We start from the raw sequence: 11,833 nt of genomic DNA, 5'->3' as shown, positions 1-11,833 counted from the left end.
GGGGCCCGAGGACGGCCGCCGGTCAGCCGCGCCCGGCCGTCGACGCGGTGTGCGTGCGGAGCTGTTCCGGCGTGAGATAGGCGTCGGTGTACTCGAAGTCGCGCAGGGTCGCCGGCTTACGGGCCTGGAATCCCGTCCGCACGAAGTCGTCGCCCGCGATCGCGTTCAGCATCCAGTTGGTCAGGACCCGGGTCTTGGCGACGTTGGTCCGCAGCCCCGACCAGTGGTAGCCGCGGGCCACCAGCTGGGCCGGCAGGCCCTTCAGCTCGACGCCCAGCGGCTTGGACACCGCGTCCCGGCCGCCGAGGTCCACGACGAGACCGAGGTCCTTGTGCACGTACGGCCGCAGCGGAAGGCCGCGCAGCGAGGCGATGAGATTGTCCGCAAGCACCCGCCCCTGCCGCATGGCGTGCTGCGCGGTGGGCGGGCAGATCGCCCCGTCGCCCTTGGCCAGGTCGGGCACCGCCGCCGAGTCGCCCAGGGCGAACACCCCCTCCACGCCGGGCACCCGCATCTCCGGTGTCACCGCGAGCCTGCCGCGGACCGTCTCCGCGTCGAGTGTGGCGACGAGTGGGCTGGCCGCGACCCCGGCGGTCCAGATGAGCGTGCGGCAGGGCAGTACCCGGCCGTCGGTGAAGGTCACCTTGTCCGGCGCCGCCTCGGCCACCGACACACCGAGCGAGACCTCGATGCCCCGCTTGCGCAGGATCTCCAGCGCGGTGAGCCCCAGCTTGTCGCCGAGCTCCGGCATGAGCTTGGGCGCGATGTCGATCAGATGCCACTTGATGAGCTTCGGGTCCAGCCGGGGGTAGTGCCGGACGGCGTTGGCGGTCAGCCGCTGCAGGCAGGCGGCGGTCTCCGTGCCCGCGTATCCGCCGCCGACCACCACGAACTGCAGCCGGGACTCCCGCTCCGCCTCGTCCTGGCTGGCATCGGCCAGGTCGAGCTGGGAGATGACGTGGTCGCGGATGTAGGCGGCCTCCGCCAGCGTCTTCATGCCCCGCGCGTTGTCGACCAGACCGGGGATGTCGAACGTCCGGGTGACGCTCCCGGCGGCCAGCACGAGGTGGTCGTACGGCTCGTTCACGATCTCGTCGGTGATCTTGCGGATGACGCAGACCTTCGCCGCGGTGTCCACGCCGATGGCGCCGCCCGGCACGATCCGGGTGCGGTGACGCCGGCTGCGGCGCAGGGAGACGGCGACCGACTGGGGGGTGAGCACCCCGGACACCACCTGCGGAAGCAGCGGAAGATAGAGCTGGTACGAGAACGGCGTGACGAGGGCGATGTCCGCCTCACCGGGGGTGAGGCTGCGTTCCAGCCGGCGCACGCACTCGACTCCGGCGAAGCCTGCGCCGACAACGATGATCCTGGGTCGTGCCACGGTGTGCGTCCCTTCTCGGGCTTACGCGGTCATCGCTCGCCTGCCCCGTATCCGGAGCCAGTCACTCCTTCATCCTTACCGGAGGGGCCGCGCTTCGCCTCTTGTGGGACGCGTCTCCTGTACGACGCGGGCGACGGCCGGGCGTGCGGGGCCGGCCCGGGGACTCCCGGACCGGACCCGCGGGCTCACCCGTGCCAGGACCGCCACAGCGCCGCGTACGCGCCGTCCGCCGCCACCAACTCGTCGTGGCTGCCCAGCTCGCTGATCCGGCCCTCCTCGACGACCGCGATGACATCCGCGTCGTGCGCCGTGTGCAGCCGGTGCGCGATCGCGATCACCGTCCGGCCGTCCAGCACCCGGGCCAGCGAACGCTCCAGATGCCGCGCGGCCCGCGGGTCGAGGAGCGAGGTCGCTTCGTCCAGCACCAGGGTGTGCGGGTCCGCGAGGACCAGCCGGGCAAGCGCGATCTGCTGTGCCTGCGCCGGGGTGAGGGACAGACCGCCCGAACCGACCTCCGCGTCCAGACCGTCCGCCAGGGCCTTCGCCCAGCCGTCCGCGTCGACCGCGGCGAGCGAGGCCCACAGCTCCGCGTCCTCGGCACCCGCACGGGCCAGCAGCAGGTTGTCCCGGAGCGAACCCACGAAGACGTGGTGCTCCTGGTTGACGAGGGCCACATGGGTCCGTACCCGCTCCGCCGTCATCCGGGACAGCTCGGCCCCGCCCAGCGTGACCTCACCGGTCCGGGGCGCGTAGATCCCGGCCAGCAGACGCCCCAGCGTGGACTTGCCCGCGCCGGACGGCCCGACCAGGGCCAGCCGCGTACCCGGGGCGATGTCCAGCGACACCTTGTGCAGGACGTCGACACCGGCGCGGTAGCCGAAGTGCACCTCCGCGGCCCGTACCTCCTGGCCGTCCGGACCGACCCCGTCGTCGCCCGCGTCCGGCTCGATCTCCCGGACGCCCACCAGCCTGGCCAGGGACACCTGGGCGACCTGCAACTCGTCGTACCAGCGCAGGATCAGGCCGAGCGGGTCGACCATCATCTGGGCCAGCAGCGCTCCCGTCGTCAGCTGCCCGACGGTGAGCCGGCCCTCGATCACGAACCAGCCGCCGAGCAGGAGCACGGCGCCCAGGATCGTCACGTACGTGGCGTTGATGACGGGGAACAGCACGGACCGCAGGAAGAGCGTGTACCGCTCCCACGCCGTCCACTCCTTGACCCGCAGGTCGGAGAGCGCGACCCGGCCCGCACCCAGCCGGTGGGCCTCCACGGTCCGCCCGGCGTCCACGGTCTCCGCGAGCATCGCCGCGACCGCCGCGTACCCTGCGGCCTCCGAGCGGTACGCGGAGGGCGCCCGCCGGAAGTACCAGCGGCAGCCGACGACCAGCACCGGCAGGGCGATCAGCACGGCCAGGGCCAGCGGCGGGGCGGTGACGGTGAGCGCGCCCAGCAGCAGCGCGATCCACACCACGCCGATCGCCAGCTGCGGGACGGCCTCACGCATCGCGTTGGCCAGCCGGTCGATGTCCGTCGTGATACGGGAGAGCAGGTCACCGGTTCCGGCCCGCTCCAGGACGCCCGGCGGCAGCCCGACCGACCGCACGAGGAAGTCCTCGCGCAGATCGGCCAGCATCTCCTCGCCCAGCATCGCGCCGCGCAGCCGCATCGTCCGGGTGAACACGGTCTGCACGACCAGGGCCACCGCGAACACCGCGGCGGTGCGCTCCAGATGGAGGTCGGTGACCCCGCTCGACAGGTCCTCGACCAGACCGCCCAGCAGGTACGGCCCGGCGATCGAGGCGATCACCGCGATCGCGTTGACCGCGATGAGCACCGCGAACGGCCTGCGGTGCCGCCGGAACAGGGAGAGGACGTAGGTCCGTACGGTCGCCGGGGTGCCGACCGGCAGCGTCGTCGCCGACTGCGGGGCGGCCGGGTCGTACGCCGGTGGTGCGATGCCGATCATGCCCGTTCCTCGAATTCCTCGATCGCTTCGACCGACGGCGAGGCGTCGATTCCCACGAGTTGTGCCCCGGCGGCGGACGCCGCGATGTCGTCATCGGTCTCACGGGTGACGACTGCCCGGTACAGCGGCTCGTCCCGCAGCAGATCACGGTGAGTCCCGGCCGCGACGACCGTGCCCCGGTGCACCAGCACCACACGGTCGGCCAGGTCCAGCAGGAGCGGGGACGAGGCGAACGCCACCGTCGTACGGCCGCGGCGCAGCCTCTTGATACCCGCGGCGACGCGCGCCTCCGTGTGCGAGTCGACGGCCGACGTCGGCTCGTCGAGCACGAGCGCCTCCGGGTCGGTGACCAGCGAACGTGCCAGCGCGAGCCGCTGGCGCTGCCCGCCGGACAGGGACCGCCCGCGCTCGGTGATCCGGGTGCGCATGGGGTCGCCCTCGGTGTCGACGGAGGCCTGGGCGAGCGCGTCCAGCACATCACCGCACTGAGCGGCGTCCAGCGCGTCCTCGGCCGAGACCGCACCCGAGGACGGTACGTCGAGCAGTTCGCGCAGCGTTCCGGAGAGCAGCACCGGGTCCTTGTCCTGCACCAGCACCGCGGTCCGTGCCGAGTCGAGCGGCAGCTCGTCCAGCGGGACACCGCCGAGCAGCACCGAGGGGAGCGGCGCCTGAGCGGAGTCCTTCCCGGTGTCCGTCGTGTCTTCTGTGTCCGCTGTGTCTACTGCGCCTGCTGTGTCTGTCGTGATGTCTTCCTCGGCGTCCGTGATGCCTGATGCGGCCTCTGCCTCGGCGTGTCCGCCGAGACGTTCGGCCAGCCGTCCGGCCTCGTCGGGGTCGCCGCAGACCACGGCGGTGAACTGCCCCCGCGCCGCCATCAGCCCGGTGACCGGGTCGTACAGATCGCCCTCGGGCACCATGGCGTCGATCGTCGAGGGCTGCTCACTGCGCCGCAGGGACAGCACCCGGACCGCGCGTTGTGCGGAAGGCCGGGAGAAGGAGTACGCCATGGCGATCTCCTCGAAGTGCCGCAGGGGGAAGAGCATCAGCGTCGCCGCGCTGTACACGGTGACCAGCTGACCCACGTCGATCCGGCCGTCCCGGGCCAGCGAGGCCCCGTACCAGACCAGGGAGATCAGCAGGACGCCCGGCAGGAACACCTGGATGGACGAGATGAGTGCCCACATCCGGGCACTGCCGACGGCGGCCTCGCGCACTTCCTGGGAGGCGCGGCGGTAGCGGCCGAGGAACAGTTCCTCGCCGCCGATGCCGCGCAGCACCCGCAGGCCCGCCACCGTGTCGGAGGCCAGCTCGGTGGCCCTGCCCGCCTTCTCCCGCTGGATGTCCGCGCGCCGGGTGGCCCGGGGGAGCAGTGGCAGGACGGCCAGGGCGAGGATCGGCATGGCGATCGCGACCAGCGCCCCCAGGGAGGGGAGGTAGAGGACGAGCCCGACGCAGATCAGTACGAGCGCGGTGGCGGCGGCGGCGAAGCGGGACAGCGCCTCGACGAACCAGCCGATCTTCTCGACGTCACCGGTGGAGACGGCGACGACCTCCCCCGCGGCGACCCGCCTGGTCAGTGCCGAGCCGAGCTCCGCGGTCTTGCGTGCCAACAGTTGCTGGACCCGGGCGGCGGCGGTGATCCAGTTGGTGACCGCCGTCCGGTGGAGCATGGTGTCGCCCACGGCGATGAGGATGCCGAGGACCACGATGAGCGCGCCTGCCTGCGCGAGCTCCCGGCCCGAGCCTTCGATGACGGCCTGGACCGCGAGCCCGACGGTGAGCGGGAGGCCGGCGATCGCACACTGGTGCAGCAGGCCCCAGGAGAGTGATTTGAGCTGGCCGGTGAGCTGACTGCGGCCGAGCCAGAACAGAAAGCGTGGGCCTGACCGGACATCGGGATCGCCGGGATCTGAGTACGGAAGATCGCGAATCTGCATGACGTCCCAAGAATCGGAAGGGGCGGAGATCCGTGGGGGATCTCGTGGAACAGTGGGGGACCAAACCGTGCAAGGTTCGCGTCCTGCCCCCGTCCGAGGCAAGCGAATATTCCGGGGTGGGGGACCGGGCCCCGGTGCCGGGGCCCGATCCGCCCTAGTCGGCGGGCTGTTGGGAGTCCATGCCCGAGCGGGCCTTCTTCCACGCGCCGCGGGTGAAGTCCGGGATCTGCTGCGGGGCACCCCCGGCCTTGATGGAGAGGTGGCTCAGCGGGACCGGCGCGGTCCAGGTGGCCGCGGTCGTACACGTCGAAGTCGGGGACGAGCCCGAGGTGCGTGCCCTGATCCGGCGTGGAGGTGCGGCGGTGCGGCGGTGCGGGGGGGCCAGGAACCGGCGGCGGACCGGTGGGCGGCGGCCCGGCGGGCTCAGAGGACCGGCCTGGTCGCCCTCTCCAGCTCGATCAGAGCCGAGTGGTAGGGGCGGCCGGTGGCCCGGTCCATCCCGATCTCGCACATCCGGTTGGCCGACAGATACGCGTCGTACTCCCGGGTGCCCACCTCGGCCGCCTCCTTGGCGGTCGCCGAGTCCGTGAGCTCCTTGTGCAGCATCCCGCGGTCGCCCGCGAAGGCGCAGCAGCCGGCGCCGTCGGGGACGACGACCTCATCCGCGCATGCCTCCGCGACCGTACGCAACTGCGCCGCATCGCCGAGATGCTCCATGGAACAGGTCGGATGCAGGACGGCGGAGCCTGTCCTGCGGAACACGGTCAGGGTGGGGAGCAGTTCCTCGGCCGCCCAGACGAGCGAGTCGACGACGGTCAGCTCGCGGTGCAACTCCCGGTTGGCCTCGGTGAGATACGGCACCACCTCACGGGCCAGGCCCAGCGTGCACGAGGAGGCGTCGACCACCAGCGGCAGCCTGCCGCCCGCGGTCCAGCCCCAGGCGGCCTCCACGACGCGGTTGGCCATGACGGCATTGGCCGCGTCGTATCCCTTGGAGTGCCAGATCGTCGCGCAGCAGGTCCCCGCGACGTCCTGCGGAATCCACACGGGCTTGCCCGCCCGCGCCGACACGGAGACCACGGCGTCGGCGAGCGACAGCGCACCCTCGTCCTCGGGTCCGGCGAAGATGCGGTTCACACAGGCCGGGTAGTAGACGGCGCTCGCCCCCGCCCGTGCGGTGGGAGGGAGCCCGCGGGCGGCGGCGCCGGGGATCTCCGGCAGCCACTCGGGGACCAGATCCGGACGGACGGCCCTGCGGGCGAGCCGGGTCACGGATCCGAGCAGTCGGTCGCGGGTGGGCCCGGGCACGGCGTGGGCGGCGCCGACCGCGAGCCGTGCCGAGGCCTCCACCGCCTTGAAGTACTTCGCGGTGAGCGTCGCGACACGCTCCTCGCGGGGGGAGTGCCGACGGTGGCGGAAGTCCTTCATCATCGCGCCGGTGTCGATGCCGACCGGGCAGGCCAGCTTGCAGGTGGAGTCGCCCGCGCAGGTGTCCACGGCGTCGTACCCGTAGGCGTCGAGCAGACCGGCCTCCACCGGGGAACCGTCCGGCTGGCGCATCATCTCCCGGCGCAGCACGATCCGTTGGCGCGGTGTGGTGGTCAGGTCCTCGCTGGGGCAGGTCGGTTCGCAGAAGCCGCACTCGATGCACGGGTCGGCGACCGGCTCGACCGTGGGGATCGTCTTGAGCCCGCGCAGATGGGCCTTCGGGTCCCGGTCCAGGACGATCCGCGGCGCCAGCACCCCGTCCGGGTCGATGACCTGCTTCGTACGCCACATCAGCTCGGTGGCCTTCGGACCCCATTCCAGCTCCAGGAACGGGGCGATGTTCCGGCCGGTGGCGTGCTCGGCCTTCAGGGATCCGTCGAAACGGTCGACGACGAGCGAGCAGAAGTCGTCCATGAACGCCGCGTACCGCTCGACATCGGTGGGCTTCGCGGCGTCGAAGGCGAGCAGGAAGTGCAGATTCCCGTGGGCCGCGTGGCCGGCGACGGCGGCGTCGAACCCGTGGACCGCCTGGAGCGCGAGCAGCGCCTCACAGGCCTCCGCGAGCCGGGACGGCGGAACCGCGAAGTCCTCCGTGATCAGCGTCGTGCCCGAGGGGCGGGAGCCTCCGACGGCGGTGACGAACGCCTTCCGGGCCTTCCAGTACCCCGCGACGGTGCCCGCGTCCCGGGTGAACTCGTTGGTGACCGAGACAGCCGGCGTGACGAGGTCGAGACCCACGACGGCCGAGGCCGCCGCCTGCTCGTACGCCTCCAGCGCGGCCTCCTCCGGCGCCCGGAACTCCACCAGGAGCGCCGCCGTCCCGCGCGGGAGACCCGCCCAGTCCGCCGGGACCCCCTCGACCCTCACCGAGGCGCGCAGCGTGTTGCCGTCCATCAGCTCCACGGCGATCGCCCCCGCCTCGTTGAAGCGGGGGACCGCTGCCGCCGCCGAGGTCAGGGACGGGAAGAACAACAGCGCGGAGGAGACGTGCCGGTCCAGGGGCAGGGTGTCGAAGACGACCTCCGAGATGAAGCCGAAGGTGCCCTCGGAGCCGACCATCAGCCCCCGGAGGATCTGCACGGGCGTCGAGCCGTCCAGAAACGCGTCGAGCCGGTAGCCGTTGGTGTTCTTGATCTCGTACTTGGCACGGATCCGGGCCGTGAGCGAGGCGTCCGCCTCGATCTCCGCCTTGAGGGCCAGCAGCCCGTCGCACAGGCGGGGTTCCGCGTGGCGCAGCAGCTCGTCGGCTTCGGGCCCGGCCGTGTCGACCACCGTGCCGCTCGGCAGGACGAAGGTGAGCGAGGAGACCGTGCGGTACGAATTGCGCGTCGTCCCCGCGGTCATCCCCGAGGCGTTGTTCGCGACGACACCGCCCACGGTGCACGCGATGGCACTGGCCGGGTCGGGGCCCAGCAGCCTGCCGTGCCGGGCGAGCGTGATGTTCGCCCGCATGACGGTGGTCCCCGGCCGGATCCGGGCCCGCGCCCCGCCGTCCAGGACCTCGATCCCCGTCCAGTGGTGGCGTACGTCGACGAGGATGTCCTCACCCTGCGCCTGGCCGTTGAGGCTGGTGCCCGCGGCCCGGAAGACGACGTCGCGGCTCCTGCCGTGCGCGTAGGAGAGGATCGCGGAGATGTCGTCGATGTCCTCCGGGACCACCACGACCTGCGGCAGGAAGCGGTAGGGGCTGGCATCGGAGGCGTACCGCACGAGGTCGGAGACCTTCCACAGCACCTTCTCCACACCGAGCAGCGCGGTCAGATCGGCCCGCAGTGCCGCGGGTGTGCCCGAAGCCTTCCAGCCGGGCACCCGGTCGGGGGAGGGTGCGCGCGCCGTACCAGGGCGCAGGGATTCCGGCTTCGGCTCCAGCAGCGGCATCTCAGGGTCCCTTCGACGACGCGGTGCGGTGTCCGCACCGCGTGCCTCAGCAGCGGCGGCGCTCCGGCATTCCGTTGACCAGAGCGGTCAGCAGCCCGCCGAGCACCTCGCGCTGGTCGGCGGTCAACGGAGCCAGGATCTCCTCCGCGGCGGCCTTGCGCGCGCTGCGCAGCGAACGGAGCACGGCCCGGCCCTCCTCGGTGATCTCGATGCGGACCACCCGGCGGTTCGTCGGATCAGGGGCGCGGCGCACCCGGCCGCTCGCCTCCAGGCCGTCCACCAGGGTGGTGACCGCACGCGGGACGACGTCCAGACGCTGGGCGAGATCGGCCATCCGGGGTGGACCGTCGTAGTGCGCGACCGTGCGCAGCAGCCGGAACTGGGCCGGTGTGATGCCGATCGGCTCCAGCTGCCGGCTCTGGATGCGATGGAGCCTGCGGGTGAGCCGGAGCAGCTGCTCGGCCACCAGGCCGTCGGAATCGGGGGAGTCCATGAGGGAACAATATCAGGACCTTGTTCATTGTGAATAGAGGTAACAATGAGCTAGGCTCCGTAAGTCGTAAGATCCGTCCGTCCGCTCAGCCGCACGCATCCGTCCGAAGCCTGTCGGCCCCACGCTGTCGAAGGAGCTCATGAAACCCGACGAACCCAGGTGGGAGCCCCCTGCCGGTGATGCCGAACAGCCGCCCGCCGAGCTGCGCCGCATCTTCCGCCTCTTCCGCCCCTACCGCGGCAGGCTCGCGGTGGTGGGGCTGCTGGTCGGCGCCTCGTCACTGGTGTCGGTCGCCTCACCCTTCCTGCTCCGCGAGATTCTGGACACCGCGATCCCGCAGGGGCGCACGGGGCTGCTCACGCTGCTCGCGCTGGGCATGATCCTCACCGCTGTGATGACCAGCGTCTTCGGTGTCCTGCAGACGCTGATCTCCACGACGGTCGGCCAGCGCGTCATGCACGATCTGCGCACCGCCGTCTACACCCAGCTGCAGCGGATGCCGCTCGCCTTCTTCACCAGGACGCGCACGGGCGAGGTCCAGTCCCGCATCGCCAACGACATCGGCGGCATGCAGGCGACGGTCACCTCCACCGCGACGTCACTGGTCTCCAACCTCACCGCGGTCATCGCCACCGTGGTCGCCATGCTCGCGCTGGACTGGCGGCTCACCGTCGTCTCGCTGCTCCTGCTGCCCGTCTTCGTCTGGATCAGCCGCCGCGTCGGCCGTGAGCGCAAGAAGATCACCACCCAGCGCCAGAAGCAGATGGCCGCGATGGCGGCCACGGTCACGGAGTCGCTCTCGGTCAGCGGCATCCTGCTCGGCCGCACCATGGGCCGCTCGGACTCGCTCACCCGGGGTTTCGCCGAGGAGTCGGAGCGTCTGGTGGACCTGGAGGTGCGGTCCAGCATGGCCGGGCGCTGGCGGATGTCGACGATCGGCATCGTGATGGCCGCGATGCCCGCCGTCATCTACTGGGCGGCCGGCCTCACCCTCCAGTCGGGAGCCGCAGCCGTCTCCATCGGCACGCTGGTCGCCTTCGTCTCGCTCCAGCAGGGCCTGTTCCGGCCGGCCGTGAGCCTGCTCTCCACCGGCGTGCAGATGCAGACGTCCCTCGCGCTGTTCCAGCGGATCTTCGAGTACCTCGACCTCGACGTGGACATCACCGAGCCCGAGGAACCCGTCCGGCTGGAGAAGATCCGCGGCGAGGTCGCCTTCGAGGACGTCACCTTCGGCTACGACGAGAAGAGCGGTCCCACGCTGAGCGGCATCGATGTGACCGTTCCGGCCGGACACGGTCTCGCCGTCGTCGGTCCCACCGGCTCGGGCAAGTCGACGCTCAGCTATCTGGTGCCGCGGCTGTACGACGTCACCGGCGGCCGGGTCACCCTCGACGGGGTCGATGTGCGGGACCTGGACTTCGACACCCTCGCCCGGGCCGTCGGCGTGGTATCCCAGGAGACGTACCTCTTCCACGCCTCCGTCGCCGAGAACCTCCGCTTCGCCAAGCCGGAGGCCACCGAAGAGGAGATCGAGGCCGCGGCCCGCACGGCGCAGATCCACGACCACATCGCCTCCCTGCCCGACGGCTACGACACCATGGTCGGCGAGCGCGGGTACCGCTTCTCGGGCGGCGAGAAGCAGCGGCTGGCGATCGCCCGCACCATCCTCCGGGACCCGCCCGTGCTGATCCTCGACGAGGCGACCAGCGCGCTCGACACCCGTACGGAACACGCCGTGCAGCAGGCCATCGACGCGCTGTCGAAGGGCCGCACCACGCTCACCATCGCGCACCGGCTCTCGACCGTGCGGGACGCGGACGAGATCGTCGTCCTGGACGGCGGCCGGGTCGCCGAGCGCGGTTCGCACGACGAACTGCTGGAGCAGGGCGGTCGCTACGCCGCGCTCGTCCGCCGTGACGGCCTGCCGGCCCCGGTGGTCGCCTCGTAAGGCGCGACCCGGGCCTCGTAAGGTGCCCCACCCGGGCCTCGTGAAGGGCGGCGCCCGTACGGCATGATCACGTCCCATGAGAGCACTGCTCGGGGTCGAACTCCCCGGATACCGGCAGCTGGACAACGACGGCATCACCGACACCGTGGCCTGGGCGAATGACGTCGGCGACGTGCTGGCCCTGTACTACTTCGGACTGCCGCCCGACCTGCCCGCCGGCCTCGACGACGGTCCGGCCCTTCGGACCGCACTCACGCACGGGACGGCTCGGGCCGGCGGCGGACTGATAGAGGCCTCGGTGAAGACGTTGAGCGGGCTGCCCGCCTTGCGGCAGCTGGTCAAGCTGCCGCTGCCCCGGCAGCCCAGCGGCCAGGCGTTCATCGGCAGCTTCACGGTGCCGCGCGCCGGGTGCAGCACCGTGGTGAAGATCCAGGCTCCCGAGCGTGGGACGACCGGGATACGTGAGGCCGTCGTCCTGGCGAAGGTCGGCCCCGGCCAGTACTTCCGGCCCCACCCGTATGCCCCCGACGTCCAGGGCGGTCTTCCCTTCCACGTGGCGGACCATGCCCGGTGGGACGCGGAGTTCCCCGACCACCCGCTGACCCGGGTACGCCGAACCCTCGACGCGCTCGCGGAGGCGGTCACCGTGGCCCCGGAGTTCGCCGCGCTGCCCCCGTTCGCCGGACCGGCGGCTTCGGACTCCGGGCGCTGACGCGGCGCGCCGCCGCTCCTGCGGGA

7 protein-coding genes and 1 pseudogene are annotated in these 11,833 nt (G+C 71.7%); 2 read left to right on the top strand and 6 right to left on the bottom strand.

The genetic code is table 11. The features are described from left to right. Positions 1–22: 22 nt before the first annotated feature. From OG524_RS04350 to OG524_RS04325, 6 genes and pseudogenes are all read right to left on the bottom strand, one after another. Entirely contained in the window at positions 23–1,384 is a 1,362-nt protein-coding gene (locus OG524_RS04350; protein ID WP_405809142.1) for an NAD(P)/FAD-dependent oxidoreductase, read from the bottom strand. Positions 1,385–1,569: 185 nt separating this feature from the next. Next, positions 1,570–3,351 (bottom strand): ABC transporter ATP-binding protein, encoded by a 1,782-nt coding sequence (locus OG524_RS04345; RefSeq protein ID WP_405809140.1) that lies wholly within the window; start codon positions 3,349–3,351, stop codon positions 1,570–1,572. Beyond that, complete coding sequence (locus OG524_RS04340) at positions 3,348–5,288, bottom strand: ABC transporter transmembrane domain-containing protein (protein ID WP_405392270.1); 1,941 nt, start codon at positions 5,286–5,288, stop codon at positions 3,348–3,350. The genes OG524_RS04345 and OG524_RS04340 overlap by 4 nt, the downstream gene beginning before the upstream one ends. A 154-nt stretch (positions 5,289–5,442) precedes the next feature. Next, positions 5,443–5,629 (bottom strand): annotated as a pseudogene (locus tag OG524_RS04335) (gfo/Idh/MocA family oxidoreductase); the annotation flags it as partial. An 82-nt stretch (positions 5,630–5,711) separates the two neighbouring features. Then, complete coding sequence (locus tag OG524_RS04330; protein ID WP_405809137.1) at positions 5,712–8,654, bottom strand: FAD-binding and (Fe-S)-binding domain-containing protein; 2,943 nt, start codon at positions 8,652–8,654, stop codon at positions 5,712–5,714. Positions 8,655–8,700: 46 nt separating this feature from the next. Beyond that, on the bottom strand, positions 8,701–9,147 hold the full coding sequence (locus tag OG524_RS04325) for a MarR family winged helix-turn-helix transcriptional regulator (protein ID WP_405392272.1): 447 nt from the start codon (positions 9,145–9,147) through the stop codon (positions 8,701–8,703). A gap of 139 nt (positions 9,148–9,286) precedes the next feature. Here OG524_RS04325 and OG524_RS04320 point away from each other — a divergent pair, with 139 nt between their 5' ends. Together OG524_RS04320 and OG524_RS04315 are read left to right on the top strand one after the other, a co-directional pair. Next, complete coding sequence (locus OG524_RS04320) at positions 9,287–11,095, top strand: ABC transporter ATP-binding protein (RefSeq protein ID WP_405809135.1); 1,809 nt, start codon at positions 9,287–9,289, stop codon at positions 11,093–11,095. 76 nt (positions 11,096–11,171) lie between these two features. After that, a complete protein-coding gene (locus OG524_RS04315) occupies positions 11,172–11,807 on the top strand; it encodes a hypothetical protein (RefSeq protein ID WP_405809133.1) in 636 nt (211 codons plus the stop codon). Positions 11,808–11,833: the final 26 nt, after the last annotated feature.

The sequence above is a fragment of the Streptomyces sp. NBC_01520 genome (assembly GCF_045040375.1).
Taxonomy (GTDB): Bacteria; Actinomycetota; Actinomycetes; order Streptomycetales; family Streptomycetaceae; genus Streptomyces.
This window is presented reverse-complemented; position numbering and strand designations above follow the sequence as displayed.

Bases quoted from the DNA above. Each gene is read 5' to 3' on its own strand.
- OG524_RS04345 (WP_405809140.1), bottom strand. From the start codon at position 3,351: ATGATCGGCATCGCACCACCGGCGTACGACCCGGCCGCCCCGCAGTCG.
- OG524_RS04340 (WP_405392270.1), bottom strand. From the start codon at position 5,288: ATGCAGATTCGCGATCTTCCGTACTCAGATCCCGGCGATCCCGATGTC.
- OG524_RS04330 (WP_405809137.1), bottom strand. From the start codon at position 8,654: ATGCCGCTGCTGGAGCCGAAGCCGGAATCCCTGCGCCCTGGTACGGCG.
- OG524_RS04325 (WP_405392272.1), bottom strand. From the start codon at position 9,147: ATGGACTCCCCCGATTCCGACGGCCTGGTGGCCGAGCAGCTGCTCCGG.
- OG524_RS04320 (WP_405809135.1), top strand. From the start codon at position 9,287: ATGAAACCCGACGAACCCAGGTGGGAGCCCCCTGCCGGTGATGCCGAA.
- OG524_RS04315 (WP_405809133.1), top strand. From the start codon at position 11,172: ATGAGAGCACTGCTCGGGGTCGAACTCCCCGGATACCGGCAGCTGGAC.